Source organism: Kitasatospora sp. NPDC092286, assembly GCF_044755565.1.
Taxonomy (GTDB): domain Bacteria; phylum Actinomycetota; class Actinomycetes; order Streptomycetales; family Streptomycetaceae; genus Kitasatospora.
In genome coordinates this window covers 544,361-561,924 of the sequence record NZ_JBIVRD010000001.1, presented here as the reverse complement: position 1 = coordinate 561,924, position 17,564 = coordinate 544,361, and the positions used below count along the sequence as shown (strand labels likewise).

25 protein-coding genes are annotated in these 17,564 nt (G+C 70.5%); 13 read left to right on the top strand and 12 right to left on the bottom strand.

The annotated features are described in order from the left end of the window. Window positions 1-138: 138 nt before the first annotated feature. Window positions 139-654 (bottom strand): tetratricopeptide repeat protein, encoded by a 516-nt coding sequence (locus tag ACIQIB_RS02695; protein WP_363614624.1) that lies wholly within the window; start codon window positions 652-654, stop codon window positions 139-141. 115 nt (window positions 655-769) lie between these two features. Between ACIQIB_RS02695 and ACIQIB_RS02690 the strand changes: the two genes are divergently transcribed. Further along, on the top strand, window positions 770-1,327 hold the full coding sequence (locus ACIQIB_RS02690; protein WP_363614596.1) for a hypothetical protein: 558 nt from the start codon (window positions 770-772) through the stop codon (window positions 1,325-1,327). Window positions 1,328-1,745: 418 nt separating this feature from the next. On the opposite strand, the gene ACIQIB_RS02685 is transcribed toward ACIQIB_RS02690, so the two are convergent. Continuing rightward, window positions 1,746-1,949 carry a DUF397 domain-containing protein gene (locus ACIQIB_RS02685; protein ID WP_363614594.1) on the bottom strand — a complete coding sequence of 68 codons (204 nt, stop codon included), beginning with the start codon at window positions 1,947-1,949 and terminating at the stop codon, window positions 1,746-1,748. Next, on the bottom strand, window positions 1,942-2,805 hold the full coding sequence (locus ACIQIB_RS02680; protein ID WP_363614593.1) for a helix-turn-helix transcriptional regulator: 864 nt from the start codon (window positions 2,803-2,805) through the stop codon (window positions 1,942-1,944). The genes ACIQIB_RS02685 and ACIQIB_RS02680 overlap by 8 nt, the downstream gene beginning before the upstream one ends. Before the next feature lie 315 nt (window positions 2,806-3,120). Here ACIQIB_RS02680 and ACIQIB_RS02675 point away from each other — a divergent pair, with 315 nt between their 5' ends. The 6 genes from ACIQIB_RS02675 to ACIQIB_RS02650 all read left to right on the top strand — a co-directional run bounded on the left by ACIQIB_RS02675 (window position 3,121) and on the right by ACIQIB_RS02650 (window position 5,631). Further along, window positions 3,121-3,498, top strand: a complete 378-nt coding sequence (locus tag ACIQIB_RS02675; protein ID WP_400653857.1) for an ATP-binding protein — start codon at window positions 3,121-3,123, stop codon at window positions 3,496-3,498. Continuing rightward, window positions 3,495-3,755: a hypothetical protein gene (locus ACIQIB_RS02670; RefSeq protein ID WP_400756299.1), complete on the top strand. Its 261-nt coding sequence runs from the start codon at window positions 3,495-3,497 to the stop codon at window positions 3,753-3,755. Before ACIQIB_RS02675 ends, ACIQIB_RS02670 begins: the two co-directional genes overlap by 4 nt. After that, the gene (locus ACIQIB_RS02665; protein WP_400756297.1) at window positions 3,752-3,991 is read left to right on the top strand and encodes a hypothetical protein; all 240 of its coding nucleotides are present in this window, start codon (window positions 3,752-3,754) and stop codon (window positions 3,989-3,991) included. The genes ACIQIB_RS02670 and ACIQIB_RS02665 overlap by 4 nt, the downstream gene beginning before the upstream one ends. Continuing rightward, window positions 3,988-4,275, top strand: a complete 288-nt coding sequence (locus tag ACIQIB_RS02660) for a hypothetical protein (RefSeq protein WP_400756296.1) — start codon at window positions 3,988-3,990, stop codon at window positions 4,273-4,275. Before ACIQIB_RS02665 ends, ACIQIB_RS02660 begins: the two co-directional genes overlap by 4 nt. Before the next feature lie 69 nt (window positions 4,276-4,344). Next, window positions 4,345-4,959, top strand: a complete 615-nt coding sequence (locus tag ACIQIB_RS02655) for a hypothetical protein (RefSeq protein WP_400756295.1) — start codon at window positions 4,345-4,347, stop codon at window positions 4,957-4,959. 231 nt (window positions 4,960-5,190) lie between these two features. Further along, the gene (locus tag ACIQIB_RS02650; protein ID WP_400756294.1) at window positions 5,191-5,631 is read left to right on the top strand and encodes a hypothetical protein; all 441 of its coding nucleotides are present in this window, start codon (window positions 5,191-5,193) and stop codon (window positions 5,629-5,631) included. 265 nt (window positions 5,632-5,896) lie between these two features. On the opposite strand, the gene ACIQIB_RS02645 is transcribed toward ACIQIB_RS02650, so the two are convergent. Further along, complete coding sequence (locus ACIQIB_RS02645) at window positions 5,897-6,784, bottom strand: phosphatidylinositol-specific phospholipase C (RefSeq protein WP_400756293.1); 888 nt, start codon at window positions 6,782-6,784, stop codon at window positions 5,897-5,899. 471 nt (window positions 6,785-7,255) lie between these two features. Beyond that, a complete protein-coding gene (locus ACIQIB_RS02640; protein ID WP_400756291.1) occupies window positions 7,256-7,792 on the bottom strand; it encodes a class IV adenylate cyclase in 537 nt (178 codons plus the stop codon). Window positions 7,793-8,027: 235 nt separating this feature from the next. Between ACIQIB_RS02640 and ACIQIB_RS02635 the strand changes: the two genes are divergently transcribed. Then, on the top strand, window positions 8,028-8,585 hold the full coding sequence (locus ACIQIB_RS02635; RefSeq protein WP_400660206.1) for a DinB family protein: 558 nt from the start codon (window positions 8,028-8,030) through the stop codon (window positions 8,583-8,585). Between the two features lie 135 nt (window positions 8,586-8,720). Here ACIQIB_RS02635 and ACIQIB_RS02630 read toward each other — a convergent pair whose 3' ends face one another. After that, window positions 8,721-9,290 carry a potassium channel family protein gene (locus ACIQIB_RS02630; protein ID WP_400660209.1) on the bottom strand — a complete coding sequence of 190 codons (570 nt, stop codon included), beginning with the start codon at window positions 9,288-9,290 and terminating at the stop codon, window positions 8,721-8,723. A 115-nt stretch (window positions 9,291-9,405) separates the two neighbouring features. Between ACIQIB_RS02630 and ACIQIB_RS02625 the strand changes: the two genes are divergently transcribed. Continuing rightward, entirely contained in the window at window positions 9,406-10,362 is a 957-nt protein-coding gene (locus ACIQIB_RS02625) for a formylglycine-generating enzyme family protein (protein ID WP_400756290.1), read from the top strand. A gap of 90 nt (window positions 10,363-10,452) precedes the next feature. Here ACIQIB_RS02625 and ACIQIB_RS02620 read toward each other — a convergent pair whose 3' ends face one another. The 3 genes from ACIQIB_RS02620 to ACIQIB_RS02610 all read right to left on the bottom strand — a co-directional run bounded on the left by ACIQIB_RS02620 (window position 10,453) and on the right by ACIQIB_RS02610 (window position 13,078). Next, window positions 10,453-11,796 (bottom strand): hypothetical protein, encoded by a 1,344-nt coding sequence (locus tag ACIQIB_RS02620; RefSeq protein WP_363614572.1) that lies wholly within the window; start codon window positions 11,794-11,796, stop codon window positions 10,453-10,455. Between the two features lie 158 nt (window positions 11,797-11,954). Beyond that, entirely contained in the window at window positions 11,955-12,269 is a 315-nt protein-coding gene (gene tatA / locus ACIQIB_RS02615) for a Sec-independent protein translocase subunit TatA (RefSeq protein ID WP_363612422.1), read from the bottom strand. Window positions 12,270-12,508: 239 nt separating this feature from the next. Further along, on the bottom strand, window positions 12,509-13,078 hold the full coding sequence (locus ACIQIB_RS02610; RefSeq protein WP_363612424.1) for an isoprenylcysteine carboxylmethyltransferase family protein: 570 nt from the start codon (window positions 13,076-13,078) through the stop codon (window positions 12,509-12,511). 823 nt (window positions 13,079-13,901) lie between these two features. Between ACIQIB_RS02610 and ACIQIB_RS02605 the strand changes: the two genes are divergently transcribed. Further along, window positions 13,902-14,183, top strand: a complete 282-nt coding sequence (locus ACIQIB_RS02605) for a type II toxin-antitoxin system Phd/YefM family antitoxin (protein ID WP_363612426.1) — start codon at window positions 13,902-13,904, stop codon at window positions 14,181-14,183. 5 nt (window positions 14,184-14,188) lie between these two features. Beyond that, window positions 14,189-14,473, top strand: a complete 285-nt coding sequence (locus tag ACIQIB_RS02600; RefSeq protein WP_363612428.1) for a type II toxin-antitoxin system RelE/ParE family toxin — start codon at window positions 14,189-14,191, stop codon at window positions 14,471-14,473. On the opposite strand, the gene ACIQIB_RS02595 is transcribed toward ACIQIB_RS02600, so the two are convergent. Together ACIQIB_RS02595 and ACIQIB_RS02590 are read right to left on the bottom strand one after the other, a co-directional pair. Further along, the gene (locus ACIQIB_RS02595; RefSeq protein WP_400756288.1) at window positions 14,415-15,059 is read right to left on the bottom strand and encodes a hypothetical protein; all 645 of its coding nucleotides are present in this window, start codon (window positions 15,057-15,059) and stop codon (window positions 14,415-14,417) included. The two genes, ACIQIB_RS02600 and ACIQIB_RS02595, sit on opposite strands and share 59 nt — an antisense overlap. A gap of 38 nt (window positions 15,060-15,097) precedes the next feature. Further along, window positions 15,098-15,415 (bottom strand): cupin, encoded by a 318-nt coding sequence (locus ACIQIB_RS02590; RefSeq protein WP_363612431.1) that lies wholly within the window; start codon window positions 15,413-15,415, stop codon window positions 15,098-15,100. Between the two features lie 192 nt (window positions 15,416-15,607). On the opposite strand from ACIQIB_RS02590, the gene ACIQIB_RS02585 reads away from it, so the two are divergent. Further along, the gene (locus ACIQIB_RS02585; RefSeq protein WP_363612433.1) at window positions 15,608-15,871 is read left to right on the top strand and encodes a hypothetical protein; all 264 of its coding nucleotides are present in this window, start codon (window positions 15,608-15,610) and stop codon (window positions 15,869-15,871) included. Between the two features lie 153 nt (window positions 15,872-16,024). Here the strand turns inward: ACIQIB_RS02585 and ACIQIB_RS02580 are convergent, their stop codons facing one another. After that, window positions 16,025-17,182: an acyl-CoA dehydrogenase family protein gene (locus tag ACIQIB_RS02580; protein ID WP_400756287.1), complete on the bottom strand. Its 1,158-nt coding sequence runs from the start codon at window positions 17,180-17,182 to the stop codon at window positions 16,025-16,027. A gap of 156 nt (window positions 17,183-17,338) precedes the next feature. Between ACIQIB_RS02580 and ACIQIB_RS02575 the strand changes: the two genes are divergently transcribed. Then, complete coding sequence (locus ACIQIB_RS02575; RefSeq protein WP_400756286.1) at window positions 17,339-17,527, top strand: hypothetical protein; 189 nt, start codon at window positions 17,339-17,341, stop codon at window positions 17,525-17,527. Window positions 17,528-17,564: the final 37 nt, after the last annotated feature.

Sequence of the window (17,564 nt, the reverse complement as noted above, 5' to 3'; positions counted from 1 at the left end):
TCGGAAAGCCGTGTGCGGGAGAACTGCATGCACGGTTTGAAGCGGCGGGGACTGGAAACGGAGCATCGCCCACCGCGCCAGTCCCCGACCCTACTCAGCCCACCGGGCCGGGGTTCGGGCCGTGGTGCGGGATCGGAGTCATGAGGTCCATCGCTTGCTCCACTGTGTCGCTTCTGCGTCACCAGCCGCCGGAGCGGCCGTGCCGGTGGCTGCCTGTCCGATCAGTAGCTCGACGCGGTCGAGTGCGGCCTGGGTGGATTCGATCAGCCCGGTGTCACCCTTGGCGATCCGCAGCCGCCACGCTTCCCGCAGGTGGGCGCGCGCAGGTACAAGGTCGCCTTGTTCCATGAGGTGTTTGCCGAAGTGCTGGAGGGCGAAGTCGACGAGTTCCGGGTGCCGGCTCCGGGCAGTGTCCAGGGCCTTGCGGTAGAGCACGTCAGCGGTCTCTGCTTCACCGGCGTAGCGGTAGGCGTCGCCGAGATTGAGTTCGGTGGCGATGACGGCCCGGATGTTGCCACTGGCTGTGGCCAGGTCGAGCGCCTGGCACAGGAACGCGCGTGCGTCGTGGTAGTCGCCCAGGCTCACCAGACCGATGCCGACCCACCGGGCCAGGACCCGCGTCCGGGCGTCGTCCGTGCCGGGGGGCGTCCGCAGGGCCTCGCGGATTTCTCGGCCCCTGACAGGCCCGGCCGGCGAGGGCCCGGTTTCGTCTCCGAGGCGCGTGGAAACTGGGATGCCCCGGCCGTGCGCCGCTGCGAGACTGGCAGCCGTGACACGACCTGAACTCTCCGAACTCGACCACCTGCGAGAGATAGAACGGCTCGCCAGCGTGGTCGCGGGCGCCGCCTCGGTCGAGGGCTGGCTCTCGTATCAGCCCGAAGCAGAGGACGCGACGCGCTTGCAGCGGGCGGTGAACGCGCTGGCCCGGGAGCTTCGCCACTACCATTTCCCCGGGGACGGCTGCCTCGACGATGAGGCGGAACGCCCCGAGCTGAAACTCGCGGGCGTGGTGATTCTGCGGCCCGGGGCGATGCCGGATGGCATGGGGGAGACCTATGAGCAGGCGTGCGCCCGCCTCGGAGTCGAGGCCCGGCCCGAGGGGTGGGCCCTTTGGAACACGTGGGGCGACGGGAAGCTCCAGGTGACGATGGTCGTCTCCGCGGTCGACACTACCGAGGGCCTGCTCGCGAACTGGTCGCGGGGCAAGGCCATCTATCCGGTGACGCCGGTGCCTTCCCAGATCGCTCTCATCCACCACGGCTGGGCTGCCCACATGATCTTCTCCCCGTTCGGGGTGAAGAAGCTCGGGCTCGGCGGGCAGCCGTGACATCGCGTCACCTCGACCGCCGGTCCTCCGCTCCCGGCTCGGCTGGTCAGCGGCTCGGCTGGTGCTCGGCTTCGGTGGCGGCCAGGCGGTAGGACTCGATGCCGGTCTCGATCAGGGTGAACCGGAAGGCCAGCCGGTCCGCGATGGCCGCGCAGAGCCGGGGGTCGGTGAACGTGGGGCTTTACCCCTGTTTGTGGACACTTCTGAGAAGCGGATCTTCGGGTCCGTGAACAGGATGTCCTCATGGGTGCTGCGAGGTGCTCGGGGGAGTTCAAGTGGGACGCGGTCGCGCTGCGTCCCGAGACAGCACACCTTAGGTTCCAGCCCTGCCTTCCGGGCCTGGATCGGCGGGCTGCGCCGACCCGTTCTGCGGCCGCCCCTCGCTCGGGTGAGCGAGGGGCGGCTGGTGGTTGTGGGGTCAGGCGATGTGGTTGGCGTGGTGGTCGAACTCGCCGGCCTTGGCGCCTTGGAGGAACGTGGCGAACTTGGCGGGGGTGGTGCGGACGATGATGTCGCCGGTGTCGGACTCGCGGAGCTCGACCAGCCCGTCGACGGTACGCACCTCGACGCACTCGTTGTTTGAGGCGCTGAAGCTCGACTTCTGCCACTCTGAGTTAGGCATTCGCGGCTTCCACTTCTTTCATGATTGATCGGATGAACTCGCGCGAGCTTTCTTCGGAGAGCGCGGTGGAGTCCAGGCGGGCGAAGATGGCCCGATGCTTGGCCAGGTCCGCCGGTGAGTCAAAGAAGAGTGCGCCCTGGGCTACGTCCATCTCGATGGTATCCAGTTCGGGGACTGAGCCCTCGGCGAAGGTGAGGTTCTCGCCAGATCCGGGGAAGGTGTCAACAGCGAATGGCACAACTCGAACGGAGATTCCGGGCCGCTCGGAGTCATCAAGGAGAGCGCCAAGCTGATTCACGAGCACCGTGGGTCCGCCGAATTGCATCCGCAGCGCGGCCTCGTGGATGAATGTTCGTAGCGGTGTCGAACCGGAGCGGACGACCTCCTGTCGCCTGATTCGAAAGGCTGTCCTGGTGTCGATTCCTTGTGGCGACAGGGGTGGGAAGAGCCGAGCGAACACGGCAGCTGCGTAGGCGCTGGTCTGAAGCAGGCCGGGCATGTACGTGGTGGTGCAGAACGTCAGCCGGGTTGCGTGGGCTTCAAGCTCTGCCACCTCAAGAAAGTCAGTCGTCAAGATGCCGCGATACTCCTCCCACCAACCCTTTCCACGCTCTGCGGCCACGCGGGCGAGGGCATCGATGAGCGGCCCGTTGGCACAGTTGCAGGCCGAAGCGACCGTGCGTAGGCGTTCGGGGCTGACACCGATCTTCGCCGTCTCCATCTGCGTCATCTGACCGGGGCTGATGCCGAGCATGCGGGCGAGCTGGCTTCCCCCGAGGTCGGCTTGTTCCCGCATCCGTCGCAGCTCGGTGCCGAGTCGACGTTGACGGAGAGTCGGGTTGGGGCGAAGAGCCATGACGTCCTCTCTGTCGGTGTTGGGGTCAGTGTGCCGGGCTGGCAGCACGTAGGTCCATCTGGGCTCGGTCACACGGAAGGGGGAACTTTCTGCTGCGGACCTAAAAACTCAGGCGATGGTGCATTATGGTCTATCTCACAGTCGGTCCGACGGATCGTCAGTAATGCCTGTTTCCCGGGCAGTAGGCGCCTGCTGCCCCCGCACCGCAGAGCAGCCATGCGTGGCGTCACCAGTCCCGTTCTGGCCTGGCTCACGGCGATGTTTCCGCCGGTGAACGACGAACCCCACACCCGCACCCTCACGGAGGTTCCCCTCATGTGTGCCTTCAGCCTGCCCGAAATCCCCGACTGGTCCGCCGCCCGCGCGGAGCTGAGTGACGCGATGTCCCTCGCCGGATGGCCGGACGACGCCATCTACGACGCCGAACTCGCCCTCCACGAGCTGTACTTCAACGCCTGGAAGCACGGCGGGAGCCCCGCGCCGACCGTCGTGATTCTCCTCCTCGAAGGCCGCAGCCTGCGCGTCTGCGTCAGCGACGACAACCCCGTGCTGCCCGAGCCGCGCGAGTGCGCCGACCCGTACGCGCAGTCCGGCCGGGGCCTGCACCTGGTCCGCGAGCTCACCCACCGCTTCGGCACCACGCCCCGCAAGAACGGTAAAATCGTATGGTTCGAGCTGGACGCCGCCGCGTGAACGCCCGCCACCGGCCCCTCGCCCCGGACGACCCCCGGATGCGCGACTACACCGACGCCCAGGTCACCGCCCTCCTCGGCGAACTCCGCGAGCGAGGCCGCCCCCACGGCATCCTCTGGGGCTCCGCCACCACCCACAACGGCACCGTCGACGGCCGCGTCCTGATCGACTTCGGCAACGCGCCCGTCAGCACGCTCCTCAACCTCCTCCACCTGCTCCACGAAGCCGGGCGGGGCGGTGACCCGTGGGAGTCGTGATTCCCCTCGCCACCAGCTCCACCCAGCCGGCCCACGTCGAGCGCACCACCGTCCCCTACCTCACCGTCGAACACGTCCCCGACGCCACCGTCCAGCTCCGCCTCGCCGTCGACCTCGACGTGGCCGCCGGCCCCGGCGAACAGCTCGCCTTCCCCCTCACCCGCGACCAGGCCGAGGAACTCCTCCACGGCCTCGCCGCCCACCTCGGCACCCGCGTCCTCGGAATCCGCCGATGACACCCGGCACCGTCAACTTCCTGATCGGCGCGGCGTTCGCGGCCCTCCTCGCCCTCGCGATCGCCACCGTCGTCCTCGGCGTCCTCGCGACCCTGAGGATGCCGCACCCCAGCGAACGGGCCGCCACCCCGCCACCGCCCCCGATCACCCGCCACGGCCGCTGGGAACTGCGCCAACTCCCCGACGGCACCGCCGAATACGCCTGGATCGCCCGCCAGGCCGGCCACTACGGCCCCGAAACCCACAACCCCACCCCCCAGGGGCGTCACCGCATACCCGCCTGACGGCCGAATCCCGTGGTCCCCTCGCCGATCCGGCGAGGGGACCGGGGCGAGCCGCACTACGCTGAGCCGGTGAGCGACATTCCGACCCCCAAGGCCAAGGGCCCGTCCTGGCCCGGAGGGCGCCGCGGCTCCCGGGGGCCGACCCGTCGGGAGGGTCACTCGCCGTTCTCGCCCGCCGAGCGTCTCGTCGCGCGGTTCCGCTCGCTGCCGCCGGGGAGCGACGACAAGGTCCGGATCGTCGCCGCGCTCGAAGACGCGGTGGCCGACCCCACCGTCGCGGCCTTCCTCGCCTCCGTCGTCGCGGACCCGGCCGAGGACGAACTCGCCCGCGTCGAGTGCGCGACCGTCCTCCGCCTCTCGCCGCCGGCCGACCCCGCCGCGAAACGGGAGGTGGCCGACGCCCTGCTCGCCGCCTTCGCCGATCGCGACGAGGACCTGGTGCGGCAGCACGTGGCCATGGCGTTCGGCCCCTACGCCGACGACCCGGCCGTCCACCGGGCGCTGGCCGCCGCCCTCGGCGAGCACGAGGGCGACCCGCTCGTCCCCGACAACGCCCTGTTCGCCGTCCGGCAGGCCGGCCCGTCCGCCCAACGGGCCGACCTGGTCCGCACCTTGCTGCACCACCCCGAGCTGGGCGGCGAGGCGGGCCGCATCCTCGACGACTGGGGCGTTCCCCGCACCTGAGCACCTGAGGGCGCGACCCTGCGCGAGGTGCCCGGCGTGGCCGGCGGCCTGTGGGTCATGGGCGAGGTCAAGGGCCCCGGCCGTGAACTGCGGTTCGACACGGCGGAGTTGGGCGCGTCGGGCATCGACCCGGCCCGCTTCGCCACTACCGTCTGACGCACACCGGAAAGGCGGGACCCGTTCCCAGCGCAACTGGGAGCGGGGCCCGCCCCCGACCAGGGTGGAGCGCTCATGGATCACTGGAACAGGCCCGGCCTGCACTGGCACTGCTACGCCTGGTCGGGCAACAAGCGTCCCGACGATGTCGAGCGACGGCCTCCCGAGACGCAGAACGGCGCACGGCCCGCGTGGTCGAGCCCGGTTCCACCACTGGAGGTCATGCACTGGCTCGCCAAGCCGGCGGCGCAGATCAAGCTCACCACGAACGACCCGGCCGGGACACTGGAGTGGCTGGGCAAGCAACTCGCCGACTCCCCGGCGCTGGAGACCGACCTCGATCCGGCGATCCGGCTGGAGCACGCCCGGACTTTCCTCGGCACCTTCCCGCACGACGTGATGTGGACGTACTGGACTCCCGGCCGGCAGCTCCGATCGGTCTCGGCCGTGTCGTGCCCCCGAACCTTCAACCCGACCGGCGAGACACCCCCGCCGTGTCCGTTGCAACGCCGCTGACCGCAGACTGTCCGGCGGATCATGTGACCGCCTCGCCCCGGGATCTTCGTTCTGGTCGCGGGGCGAGGCGATCTGACGAACGACGAGTGGACGCGGCTCCTGCCGCATCTTCCGAAGTCCGGCGGCCGGTACGGGTGTTGGCGCGATCACCTGGCGGTGGTCACGTCACCGCCCGTACCGGCCGTTGCTCGCCGGCAGGAACGGCCGCACACGAGGGCACTCGCCGGAAGGTGCCGGGATCGGGCGCCGGCGTCCCGCAGGGTGGCTAGATGAAGTTCTTGTCGATCAAGAGCCGCAGGACCTCGGTGTCGTAGTCGGGGAAGTCCATCGGGACGATGCCGAAGTGGATTCGCTCGGTCTTCCGCTGGTCCAGGTAGTAGCGGACCACCGGGAAGATGTTGCCCGCGTTGGTGCTGGGCCAGACGCCGTTGGCGTAGCTGGTGTGGTTCACGTACATCTCGGCGGCGTTCTGGTGGAAGTAGGCCTCGTCGAACCACTCGATGATCTTGTTCTTCTTGTATTCGATGCCCTGGCCGTTCCCGTCCCAGATGTCCTGCGTCCGGAAGAAGCTGTTCGAGCCACTGGACCACTGGAGTACGGTCCACGGGTTGTCGAAGTCGGCGACCAGCACGATCTTGCCGCGAGCCTGCCCCAGGGTGGGCCAGTAGGGGTTGGTCCAGAACCGCGGACGGAAGTTCATCGACGGGTCGTCCAGGTAGAAGTTGAACCGGCGTCGGAACTCCGCCGCGCCGAGCGCCTGGCCGCCCGAGTTCTCGTTCTTGACCCGCATGATGACGACCTCCTTCGGATTGTTCCGAAGGTGGTTGTCGCAGGCGTTGAGCACGTCCTGGTAGCGGATGTCCTGGTAGAAACTGGCGTGGTAGACACCCATTTCGTTCGCGGTGCCCTGCAGGCCGTTCAGGCGGATGTCGACAAAGCGGATGCCCTTCTCGAACTGGTCCCAGATGCTCCAGTTCTGGCATTTGGCCCACATGGTGCCGTTGTTGGCGTTGTTGGCACAGGTGTCGTGGGTGCCGGGGATCGTCATCCTGGTCAGCGGGAGGCTGTCGGGCAGGTTGCTCATCCAGTTCCGGCTGGACCAGCTTGCGGCGGCGGCCACGCCCGGAAGACCGAACGCGGCGGCGGCTGCCACACCGCCTGCTCCGGCTCCCCACCTCAGGACGTCACGACGGGTAGGGCTCATAAGTACGCTCCAGGTTCGAAGGGGTGACGTTGGGGGAGGGCGCCCCGCGACACATCCTCTTCGCCTCCTGAGGCCCGGGATATCGTGGACAGCCACGAGTTTGACGCTTTGCCAGTCCTGATTGCCCTGGTCCGGGTGGGTGTGGCCGATGAACATCAGGTGGCGCGTGACGAGACCGACTGCACCCGGTTCGTGCCGGTACCGGAGAGGATTCGGGTTCCCCGCCGGGGACTTGGCCGGCCCCGAAAGAAGCCGGACAGCGTCATAGCCGGCAAGGCCTATGGCAACGGGCCGTGCCGCCTTCGTTGTGGCAGAACGTGCAGGCCGGTCCGCAGTCGTCAATGACCTTGATGCGGACCGTGTTGTCTCGCACGATGCGGACTCGTGGTGGTGCGGCCACGCGCACGGGGACCTGCCCTTTCACCCGAACGTGAGCCGGGGGATCGGCTCGATGCCGATGCCGTACCGGCGGTAGACCAACGTGGTGTTCTCACTGGTGAGTTCATCCACCGGAAGCCCGAGGGTGCGCACCGCTTCGTGGACGTGGTCGCCGCTGGTTCCCTCGACTTCCAGGTACGGCGGGATGAGCGGCCACTCGTCGATCTCGACGGCGGCGCCGTTCAACGACCAGGACGAACGGCGGTTCTCCTGGTACGCCTTCGGCTGGTAACCGAGCTTGCCGAGAATGGCGTTCGTGGCGTCGAAGTCACCCACCCGGGTCTCGGTCTCCCTCACGCCGTCGATGGCGTCGGTCAGGATCTCTTTGACGCATAGCGTCGCGGCGGTTCCGTTGTCCCGCAGTCGTACCCACGTCCCGGTCCTACCGGGAATGTCGTAGACATAGCGGCGCTGGAGCCGGTCCCCGTGGTGCTCGGCACCCGCTTCCACCAGCATGGCGCGAATCTTCACGGGGTCGACGTTGAGGATCTTCGCCTCGAACTCGGTCTGAGTACTCATATGAACTGCCCTCTAAGGGACGGTAGTTGTTCAGACAGAGTGCCATCTTCTGCGTCATCGGCACCGCCGCGGCTGACCGGCGCCGGCCGCTGGGGCTTTTTCGGATCGGCGGGGTGGAGGGCCGATCGTCGTCGCGATCGGCCCTCCATTCGCCCGCCATAGAGGTCAGGAACTGACCTAGATCCCTTCTAGCGTTCTTCTTGACGACGAACAGGAACAACGGAAGGCAGCCATCATGACCGTCAACGAACTGGCCACTCCCGAGCAGGCCGACGCCCCGGTCGTGACCGGCGAGCGTGCCGATCTGCTGGAGGCGCTGGCCAAGCAGCGGCACTTCCTGCGCTTCACCACCCGCGACCTCACCGACGAGCAGGCCAGGCTGCGGACCACCGCCGGCGAACTGTGCCTGGGCGGCCTCATCAAGCATGTCGCCGACGTCGAGCGGAACTGGGCGGGCTTCATCCTGGAGGGCCCCTCGGCGATGCCGGACTTCACCGCCATGACCGAGGCCGACTGGGCCCGGCGGGCGGACGAGTTCCGGCTTCTGCCCGAGGAGACGCTGGCCGGTGTGCTGGCCGACTACGCCGAGGTGGCCCGCCGTACCGACGAACTGGTCGCCGCGCTGCCCGACCTGGACGCCGGCCACCCGCTGCCCAAGGCCCCGTGGTTCGAGTCCGGCGCGCGGTGGTCGGCCCGCCGGGTGCTGCTGCACGTCATCGCCGAGACCGCCCAGCACTCCGGCCACGCCGACATCGTCCGGGAGTCCCTGGACGGGGCCAAGAGCATGGGCTGACCGGCGCCGTCGTCCGGGTCCTGCCGCCGCACCGGTGACAGGGCCCGGGCAACGACCGAACGGCGAACGGGACGCTACCGGCCGGGATCCGGGCGGGTCGAGGGAACTGTGCGGATATCCGGGTGCGGACGGTTTCTACCCGTCCTGGCCCTGGTCGGTCGGCTGGACGCCCTGGTCGTGCCGGTGGACCCGGTGCTCCAGGCCGCTGCGGATCGTCCTGCTCAGAGTCCCCGCGGCGGCCGCGAGGAAGACGAAGTTGTACGCGATCTGCAGGACCACCACCAGCCGGGGCGACTGCCCGACCGCGGTGATGTCGCCGTACCCGACCGTGGCCATGGTGACCACCGTGAAGTACAGCGCGTCCAGCCGGGTGTACAGGCCCGCGAACTCGCCAGGGTGGCCGGCCAGCACGTAGTACGCACCGGCGAAGCAGGTGAGCGACAGGCAGATCAGGAAGACCAGCCACACCCCGGGCCGCTTGCCGGTGCCGCGCAGGACGTCCGTGATCCGGGCCAGCAGCAGCCCGCTCAGGCCGGTGAGGATGACCGCGAAGGCCAGCCAGCTGACCACCGGCCGGTGGTCTCCGAAGAAGCGCAGCGGAAGATTGAAGTACGCGACCATCTGCACCGCGAACGATCCGAACAGCCAGAACCAGGCCCGCACGTCGATGCGGTCGCGCGGCTCTGGTGACGGGTTCTCGGACATCCTGCTCAGCCTGCGCCGCGCAGCTGTCGGGCCGCCCGCCGGACTGCTCCGTCCGGGCGTGCCGTAACGTCCAGCGGCACAGCGCAGAAGGCGGGAAACGGGAGCAGGGGAGACGATGCCGGACCAGCGGCCGGAGATGGTGCACCTGCCCGGCGGGGCCTTCACCATGGGCTCGGACCACCACTACCCCGACGAGGCGCCCGCCCACCGGGCGGTGGTCCGCGGCTTCCGGATCGACCGGTACGCCGTCACCAACGACGACTTCGCCGCCTTCGTCGCCGCCACCGGCCATGTCACGGCCGCCGAGATCGCGCCGACCGCCGCGGAGTACCCGGACGCGCTGCCCGACCTCCTGGTGGCCGGCTCCTCGGTGTTCCGCAGCCCGGACCGCCCGGTGGACCTGGGCAACGCGTACAACTGGTGGTTCTTCGTCCCCGGTGCGGACTGGCGCCACCCGTACGGGCCGGACAGCTCGATCGACGGGCTCGGCGACCACCCGGCCGTCCACATCGGTCTCGCCGACGCACGGGCGTACGCGGCCTGGGCGGGCAAGGAGCTGCCGACCGAGGCCGAGTGGGAGTACGCGGCGCGCGGCGGCTCGGAGGGTACCGAGTTCGCCTGGGGCCGGGAGCGGGGCGACGAACTCGTTCCGGGCGGGCGGCTGATGGCCAACACCTGGCACGGCGACTTCCCGCTCACCAACCGCTCACCGGACGGCTACCGGGCCACCGCACCCGTCGGCAGCTACCCGGCCAACGGCTTCGGGCTGTACGACATGATCGGCAACGTCTGGGAGTGGACCGCCGACCACTACACCGGGCGCCACCGCGGCACCACACCGAGCTGCTGCGGCGGAAACGGCCGCGCGGGGGACGCCCGCGTCACGGACGCCCGCGCCGCGAGCGTCGACCCCGCCGCGGCCGCGCCCGGCATCCCGCGCCGGGTGATCAAGGGCGGCTCGTTCCTCTGCGCGCCCACCTACTGCCGCCGCTACCGCCCGCCGGCCCGGATGCCGCAGTCCGAGGACACCACCACCTGCCACCTGGGCTTCCGCTGCGTCATCAGGGACTGAGGGCGCCCCGCGCGCCTCACCCCGTACCGGTCCCCACGCCGGCACCGCTCGTGGCTGATCGTCCCTCAGGAAGAGACCCCGCCTCCTCCTTCAGGCCGGTCGGGGTACGTGCTCGCCGCCGCCCCCGTCCGGCTCGTCCAGGAATTCCAGCACCGCCAGCGCCGCCAGCAGCACCAGCGCCAGGCAGAGCGTCACCAGTACGGTCGGATAGCTCCAGAGCAGGAATGCCAGCCCCGCGCCCGCGGCGGCCACCCAGCCGAGCCACCCCTTCCAGCGGTGCACGAACCGGCCGACCGGCCCGAGCCGCACCCCGCCCCGCTCGGCGGTGTGCCGCACCCCGCCGATCCCGGACCGCCACAGGCCCCGGACCGTTCCGGCGTGCGCGCCGGCGCCGCTGATCCAGGCGCCGAGGGCGATCAGCAGACCCAGCGTGATCACCACCCGGACGGCCGAGCGCAGATAGCGAATCAGGGTGTCGTACACCGCCTGGGCCGCCGCCTGGTCCACCCCGGCCGGGAGCCGGTCCAGATAGAGGACCCGGAAGACGCTCAGCCCGAGGCCCAGCAGCAGCGCCCCGCCGGCCATGCCCAGGGCGACGGTGACGACCGCCCGCCGCCGCCGTTCGGCGAGCAGCACCCCGCCGACCGCACAGGCCACGGTCAGCACGGGCAGCCAGAAGCCGGCCAGGTCCAGCAGCCGGAAGCCGGTGCGCACCCTGGGGATGGCGTCGGACTGGAAGAGCGTGAACTGGGTGTGGATCTCGGGGATCTTCGAGGCGATCGACAGCCCGTTGTCCACCAGCCGGGTCTTGACCTGGGCGATCAGCGGGGCGAGGTCGAGCACCACGGTGTCGTTCTTGATCTGGACGGCGCCGCCGCCCTCCCCGGTCAGCATCTTGTCGACGGCGGCGTGCGCGGTCCGGTTGACCTCCGTCCAGATCCCGGCGAAGGCGTCGCTGTCCACCACCCGCTCGACCTGGGTGTGGACGAAGCCGGTGAGCCCGCTGGTGAGCGCCTGGCCGATGGTGCCGAGCAGGGCGCCCAGCTGGGGCCGGTCGGCGGGGGCGACGCTGTCCAGCAGCGAGTCGACCGGGATGTACTTCACGATCTCGTCGGTCACCCGGTTGGTGACGGCGGCCCGGACGGCCGGGTCCCGGGCGAGCGGAGCCATCGTGGCCACGTACCGGTCGGTGTCGGTGACCTGGGACTTCGTCCAGACCGCGACCTCGCTGACCGGGGTCAGCACGCAGGCCAGCAGGACCAGCAGGACGGCGAAGAAGGACCGGGTCCGGTGCCGGGGAGGCTGCCGGGCGTGCGCCTCGACGGCGCTGAGGCGGGCGCGCAGCTCGGCCAGTTCGTCGGCGGAGGCGGCAGAGCCGGTGGCGCCGGTGGGCCGGGCGGGTTCGCCGGGCTCGGTGGGCTCGCTGGCTGACATGCCTCAACTCCGTTCCTCCGGTCGGTGCATACCAGGAGATAACGGATCAAAGAGGACGGCCAGTCGGGAAGCGCCCGGGAGCGGCGGCCGCGCAGGCACGACGAAGGCCCCCGGTTCCGTCGAGGACGGGAGCCGGGGGCCTTCGGAGGACCGGGTGCTCAGGCGCTGGTCGCGGACCGGGTGGTCTCGGTGGCCTTGGTCACGGTGGTCGGGTTGACGGCGGCAGGGCGGGGCTGCTCGGCGGCCGGCGGCTGGGGGGCGGCGGTGCTCTGCGCCGTACCCGGAGCGGCGGCAGCGGCGGCGGCGTCGGCCGGGGCGTCGTCCTCGCGCAGAGCCTTGGTCTCCGCCTTGAGGATGCGCATCGACTTGCCGAGGCCGCGGGCCATCTCCGGCAGCTTCTTCGATCCGAACAGCAGGACAACGACAGCCAGCACCACGAGGAGGTGCCAGGGCTCAAGACCGTTCCGCAGCATCCCTGGCCACCGGTCCCTTCTTGTCTAGAGTCTCAGCAGGGCAAACCGCCCGACCTCGCCAGTATGCCTGTCCGCGGCGACGAACGTATACACCGGCTGGGAAACGCTGGTCAAAAACCAGGTGTTGCTCAAGCGGATCCCGAGCAGTGGTCTGGACCACATGATCGCCCCCGGCCGGACGGCACCCGCGGCCACGTGCGCGTCCTGTCCCGAGTCGTCGGCGACCCGCCGGGCCCGTCCTAATAGACGAACGGGATCAGCCGCTTCGAGCCCCGCCGGTAGGTCGCGTACTCGTCGCCGAACGCGGTCAGCAGCAGCCGCTCCTCGGCGCCGATCCGCCAGGTGTACGCGACCAGCAGCAGCGCGGCGACGATCAGCGTCGCCGGCCAGCTGCCCAGGCCGAGTGCGTAGCCCGTCCAGACCAGCAGGCTGCCGCAGTAGCCGGGGTGCCGGATCAGCCGGTACGGGCCCTCCCGGACGACCCGCTGGGCGTCGACGGTCCGCAGGGTGCGGGTGTAGTAGCGGCCGAGGGTGTGCATCCCCCAGGCCCGCAGGGCGAGCCCGGCGGCGAGCAGGACCACCCCGAACCAGCGCGCCCACCCGGGGAGTTCGCCGATCGACGCCCGGCCGAAGAGCACCACGACGGCCACCGAGGCGGCGTAGCAGGAGAGCAGCAGCCGGGTGGAACCCCGGTCGCGGCCGTCCGCCCGCCAGGTGCCGGCGGCGGCATCCTCGCGGCGGCGCAGCAGCAGCTCGTAGCCCACCCAGCAGAGGATGCCGAGAAGGGCGAGCAGGCTCGGCAGGGACATGGGGGGACTCCTGACGCTCGACGCCGGATCCGGGTACCCCACCAAGCTCCCGCACCCCCGCCCGGAACACACCCGCCCGGGGGTGGACACCGCCACCTCCACCCCCGGGTGGACCGCCCGCGGCCCAGCCGCCGGGCTGGCCGGTGCCCGCGTCGAGTCGGCGCTTCCTGCGGATAGTTGGCCCGCTCCAGCCGCGCCTCTACCGCGAGCCGGGCGCCCGCCGGCTTGCTCGGACCGCTCGGGCCCTTCGTTCGCTGACATGAAATCAGCTTGGCCTGCCGCGGGTGTTCGATCAGGCGAATGTGTTAGCGGGCGCCTGGTAGTGCGGTCGCCACTCGTTGGCAGGGTGTTCATCGCTTAGTGCTTTCTGACTCGGTCCTCCTCAATAGGCTTTAAGCGGTGCCACAAGTGCCTGGCCGACTGCTTGCTCCCCGCATGTGCGGGGTTGGTCCCGACGTAGAGGTGTGGCGACCGTGCTCCCCGCACCTGCGGGGTTCTGTTGTTGGGTGGCGACCCGCCCGCTGTGACGTGCTGGTCGGTCCGTGACCGCCCGAAGTCTTCATGCTTCAGGCGGTCATCCGCCTTCGCGGCGTGTGACCTTCAGACCTCGACGTCGTTAACCCCGGTGATCGCGCCCAGCGATCGTCTGATCCGAACGGATCCCTTGCGGGGAGGACGTAGCCATGTCAAGGCGTTGCGGGAGTGCTTTCAGGCCTCGGGTTTCAGTGTCCAACTGCGCCTGGTGTCACTCCCGGGGGCGAGGCAAAGGAGGCGTTCGCTGAAATTTGCACCCAGCCCCATGTACAACAGGTACATTCGTTACATGACCGAGCCGGTGATCGCCTCTATGGCCGAAGTGCGGAGCCACCTTGCGGATGTCCTTGACCGGGCCCACAGGGACGAGACTCCGACGATCATCACGCGCCGAGGCAAGCAGGAAGCGGTGGTGATCGACATCGCCGAGTACCGGCGGCTGACTCAACTCGCGGAGCAGTCCGAAGAGTCCTGGCTCAACCGCTTGGCCGACGAGGCGGAGGCCGAAGGCACTGAGGGGTCGGTCTCGTTCGAGGAGATGGCCGCCCTGCTCCGCGACCACCACAGTTGACCGCCATGGGCTATGTCACGCGGTTCACTCCGCACGCCCAGCGGGACCTGATCAAAGTCGCCCGGCCCGATGCCATGCGCATCCTCCGGCGCCTTGCCGAGTTCCAGGAAGCGTTGAACGCGGGTGACACCGCCGCCTTCGACATCAAGGTCATGCAGGGGCACAACGCGCGGTGGCGGTTGCGGGTGGGGGACTACCGCGTTGTGTACACGCTTGAGGACGGACAGCTGATCATCTGGGTCCTGGTCGTTGGCAACCGCCGCGACGTCTATCGAAATCTCCAGGCCTGAGCAGCGCGAGAGCCCCCGCCCGGGCCGAGGCCCGGGCGGGGGCTCCTGATGACGCGCGGGGGCGGGCCGGACCGGTCGGGGAAGGGCGGGGGTCAGGTGGGGCCGGCTCGGTGGGGCGGGCGGCGGGGAGGCGGTTCATCAGGCGGTAGGCGAGGGCGGCGGCGCCGACGGCGAAGACCAGGCCGACGACGGCGGCGACGTGCAGGCCGTCGGTGAAGGCGGCGCGGGCGGCGCCGAGGAGGTCCGTGCCGAGCTGTCCGGGGAGGTGGGCGGCGACGGTGACGGCGCCGCCGAGGGTGTCCCGGGCGGCGCCGGCGGCTTCGCCGTCCAGGCCTGCGGGGAGGGCGCCGTCCAGGTGGGAGCGGTAGACGGCGGCGCCGGCCGCGCCGAGCAGGGCGATGCCGAGGGAGCTGCCGAGTTCGACGGCGGTCTCGGAGGTGGCGGAGGCGGCGCCGGCCCGCTCGACCGGGGCGGCGGAGACCACCATCTCGGCGGTCAGGGTCATGGTGCCGACGGTGCCGGCCGCCAGGATGCCCGCCGCGGTGAGGACGAGCGCGAGCGGGGAGTCCGCGCCGACCCGGGTCATCAGGGCGAAGCCGGCCGCGCGGTAGGCGCCGAAACCGGCTACACGGTGACGGCGGTCAGCAGCACCACCGAGTCGACGTGGGCCAGCAGCCCGTGCCGCTCCTGCGGGATCGGGTACAGCTGGCCCGCCGACAGCTCCTGCAGGCGGCCGGCGATGGTCAGCGACACCCGGCCGCGCAGCACCTGGAGGCTGGCTGCGGTCGGCGCGTTGTGTTCGTCCAGCGCGGTGCCGGCGGTCAGCGCGATCACGGTCTGCCGCAGGACGCCGTCGTGGAGCGCCAGATGGGCACTGCGCCCGTGCGGGCTCTCGGCGGCCTTGGCGGCGTGCTCCACGACGAGCTGTTCGAGATCGACCATCGCGTGTCCTCCTGCGCCGGCCCGGCGGGGCGTCCGGGGCGGGGGCCGCCCGTCGCGGCGGGCCCTCCGGCCCAGCGTCGCGGACACGGTGCGCTCGCGCACCCGGAGCCGCCCGGAGCCGCCCGGAGCCGCTCGGGGCCGCCCGGAGCCGCTCGGCGTGCGGAGGCCGCCGACACCCTCCATGGTGGAGGCATGGCGAACGAGAGTTTCTTCAGCGGATTCCAGGTCAACCGCCCGCTGCTGGCCGGCGGTGCCATCCTCACAGGTGTCGGGGCGGTGCTGGGGCTGGCCGGTGCGGTGATGGTGTGCGCGGCGGTGGCCACGGCCGGCCGGAGCTGGCTGCAGCGGCTGGAGACCCCGCCCGTCGAGCTGGCGCAGCGTGCGCTGCACGGCGCGAAGGCGGCGTCCTCGGCGGGCTGGGAGGCCTGGCGGGCCGAGCACGGTTCACCCAACTGAGCCGTTCACCCGGGCTGAGTCGCTCACCCGACTGAGCAGCGCGCCCGGTTGAGCCGCGCGTCCGACCGGGCGGCCCGGCGGCCCCATGGCGGCCCGTGCGACGGCAGCGGCGGGCCGCCATGGGGGTGCGGCCCGCCGCCGGTCCGAACGTACCTACAGACCAAGCGACTTGGCGATGATGCTGCGCATGACCTCGCTCGTGCCGCCGTAGATCCGGAACACCCGGTTGTCGGTGTAGAGGCGGGCGATCGGGTACTCCAGGATGTAGCCGTAACCGCCGTGCAGCTGAAGGCACTTGTCGATCAGCGTCGAGGCCGACTCGGTGCAGAACAGCTTCGCCGCCGCCGCGTCCGCGACCGTCAGCTCGCCGTTCTGGTACAGCTCCAGCGCGCGGTCCACCATCGACTGCTGGGCCATCACCTGGGCCTCGCAGTCGGCCAGCGAGAACTTGGTGTTCTGGAACTCGGCCACCGCCTTGCCGAAGACCTTGCGGTCCTTGACGTACTGGACGGTGAACCGCACCGCCGCCGCCGAGGCCGCGTACGCGCCGACCGCGATCGCCAGCCGCTCCTGCACCAGGTTGTGGGTCAGGTACGAGAAGGCCCGGCCCTCCTCGCCGAGCAGGTTCTCCACCGGCACCTTGACGTCGCTGAACGCCAGCTCGGCGGTGTCCGACGTGCGCAGCCCGATCTTCTGCAGCTTGCGGCCGACGGTGTAGCCCTCGGACGTGGTGTCCACGCAGAGGATGGAGAGGCCGGCCCGGCGGTTCTCCGGGTCGTACGGGGCGGTGCGGCAGACCACCAGGACCAGGTCGGCCAGCACGCCGCCGGTGATGAAGGTCTTGGCGCCGTTGAGGACGTAGTGGGTGCCGTCCTCGGAGAGCCGGGCGGTGGTGGAGATGCCCGCGAGGTCGGAGCCGGCGCCCGGCTCGGTCATCGCGATCGCGGTCATGAGGTCGCCGGAGACGAAGCCGGGCAGCCAGCGCCGCTTCTGCTCCTCGTTGGCGTACTCCAGCAGGTACGGCAGCACGAGGCCGGTGTGCACGCCGGACGAGCCGAAGCTCACGCCCGCGCGGGCGACCTCCTCGGTGATCACCGCCTGGTACTTGAAACCGCTCTCGCCCGCACCGCCGTACTCCTCCGGCACCTCGATGCCGAAGACGCCGAGGTCGCCGAGCTTGCGGTAGAAGTCGCGCGGCGGGTGGCCCTCGGCCTCCCAGCTCTCGTAGACGGGGACGACCTCGTTGGCGACGAAGTCCCGGATGGTCTCCCGGAAGGCCTCGTGGTCCTCGGTGAACACGGTGCGGCGCACGGTGGCGCTCCCTTCGGTGGTGCCCGGCTGACGCCTGGCGGGGCCAGGTGATCGCTCCACAAGTTAATCGCGGGTAGTTTCGGCTGTCCAGGGTCGGCGCGAGGCCGCCCGGGCCCTGCGCGAGGCCGCTGTCCGGGGCGGCCGGAGTGCGACGCGGTGGAGGCCCGGATCCGGGTGCACGCGCTGTTCGCGCTGGTCAACGACGGGGTGCGGAACCGTCCGTGCGGCGCCCGTCCGGACCTCGGCGACTGCCTGCGGCGGGTCGTCCGGGCCGTCCTCGGGCTGCCCGAAGGCGGCGGCCGTCGGAGGTGGCCGTCGGAGGCGGCCGACGGCGTGCGGCCCTGAGGCGCGTACCGGGGGCGGGACCTCGCCGTCAATGTCC

Excerpts from the sequence above, each read along its gene's own strand:
- ACIQIB_RS02685 (WP_363614594.1), bottom strand. The coding sequence starts at position 1,949 with ATGCCTAACTCAGAGTGGCAGAAGTCGAGCTTCAGCGCCTCAAACAAC.
- ACIQIB_RS02680 (WP_363614593.1), bottom strand. The coding sequence starts at position 2,805 with ATGGCTCTTCGCCCCAACCCGACTCTCCGTCAACGTCGACTCGGCACC.
- ACIQIB_RS02675 (WP_400653857.1), top strand. The coding sequence starts at position 3,121 with ATGTGTGCCTTCAGCCTGCCCGAAATCCCCGACTGGTCCGCCGCCCGC.
- ACIQIB_RS02660 (WP_400756296.1), top strand. The coding sequence starts at position 3,988 with ATGACACCCGGCACCGTCAACTTCCTGATCGGCGCGGCGTTCGCGGCC.
- ACIQIB_RS02650 (WP_400756294.1), top strand. The coding sequence starts at position 5,191 with ATGGATCACTGGAACAGGCCCGGCCTGCACTGGCACTGCTACGCCTGG.
- ACIQIB_RS02640 (WP_400756291.1), bottom strand. The coding sequence starts at position 7,792 with ATGAGTACTCAGACCGAGTTCGAGGCGAAGATCCTCAACGTCGACCCC.
- ACIQIB_RS02635 (WP_400660206.1), top strand. The coding sequence starts at position 8,028 with ATGACCGTCAACGAACTGGCCACTCCCGAGCAGGCCGACGCCCCGGTC.
- ACIQIB_RS02630 (WP_400660209.1), bottom strand. The coding sequence starts at position 9,290 with ATGTCCGAGAACCCGTCACCAGAGCCGCGCGACCGCATCGACGTGCGG.
- ACIQIB_RS02625 (WP_400756290.1), top strand. The coding sequence starts at position 9,406 with ATGCCGGACCAGCGGCCGGAGATGGTGCACCTGCCCGGCGGGGCCTTC.
- ACIQIB_RS02620 (WP_363614572.1), bottom strand. The coding sequence starts at position 11,796 with ATGTCAGCCAGCGAGCCCACCGAGCCCGGCGAACCCGCCCGGCCCACC.
- tatA (WP_363612422.1), bottom strand. The coding sequence starts at position 12,269 with ATGCTGCGGAACGGTCTTGAGCCCTGGCACCTCCTCGTGGTGCTGGCT.
- ACIQIB_RS02610 (WP_363612424.1), bottom strand. The coding sequence starts at position 13,078 with ATGTCCCTGCCGAGCCTGCTCGCCCTTCTCGGCATCCTCTGCTGGGTG.
- ACIQIB_RS02605 (WP_363612426.1), top strand. The coding sequence starts at position 13,902 with ATGACCGAGCCGGTGATCGCCTCTATGGCCGAAGTGCGGAGCCACCTT.
- ACIQIB_RS02600 (WP_363612428.1), top strand. The coding sequence starts at position 14,189 with ATGGGCTATGTCACGCGGTTCACTCCGCACGCCCAGCGGGACCTGATC.
- ACIQIB_RS02595 (WP_400756288.1), bottom strand. The coding sequence starts at position 15,059 with ATGACCCGGGTCGGCGCGGACTCCCCGCTCGCGCTCGTCCTCACCGCG.
- ACIQIB_RS02590 (WP_363612431.1), bottom strand. The coding sequence starts at position 15,415 with ATGGTCGATCTCGAACAGCTCGTCGTGGAGCACGCCGCCAAGGCCGCC.
- ACIQIB_RS02585 (WP_363612433.1), top strand. The coding sequence starts at position 15,608 with ATGGCGAACGAGAGTTTCTTCAGCGGATTCCAGGTCAACCGCCCGCTG.